The sequence below is a fragment of the Streptomyces sp. AC627_RSS907 genome (assembly GCF_019049165.1).
Map to the genome: position 1 here is coordinate 1 of NZ_JAGMUE010001347.1, position 554 is coordinate 554.

The 554-nt window shown below is 73.1% G+C and carries 1 protein-coding gene; it reads left to right on the top strand.

Annotated elements, in window-relative coordinates:
- A partial coding sequence (locus tag KUM32_RS41850; RefSeq protein WP_217146846.1) for a 5-oxoproline transporter, DUF979 family subunit occupies positions 1-554 on the top strand: 554 nt, incomplete at both ends.

Sequence of the window (554 nt, forward strand, 5' to 3'; positions counted from 1 at the left end):
GTGGTTCTACTGGCTCGTCGGCGCCATCTTCCTGGTGATGGCCGCCCAGATGATCACCGACCGCAGCAACCCCAAGCGGGTGGGCACCGCGGCGTTCTGGGGCCTGATCGGCGCGGGCTTCGTCTACAGCTCCTGGGTCGTGGACGACCGCGCCCCGGCCGAGCCGCTGGGCGTCGCCGTGCTGGCGATGGCCGTCCTCGCGGGCTTCGGCTTCACCGGGCGCGGCACCGTGCGCACCACCACCGGCGCGGAGCGCACGGCCAGCGCCGCGCGCCTGGGCAACCGGCTCTTCGTGCCCGCGCTCACCATCCCGCTGGTCGCCATGGCGTGCGCGGTCGGCGTGAAGGAACTGTCCATCGGCGGCGAGCCGGTGCTGCAGAAGGGCAGCGAGACCATCTTGGGCCTGGGCATCGGCGCCGTCGTCGCGCTGGCCGTGGGCATGGTGATGCTGCGCGAGAAGCGGATCGCCACCCCCGTGCACGCCGGGCGCTCGATGCTGGAGGCGATGGGCTGGGCCATGCTGCTGCCCCAGATGCTCGCCACCCTCGGCGCCT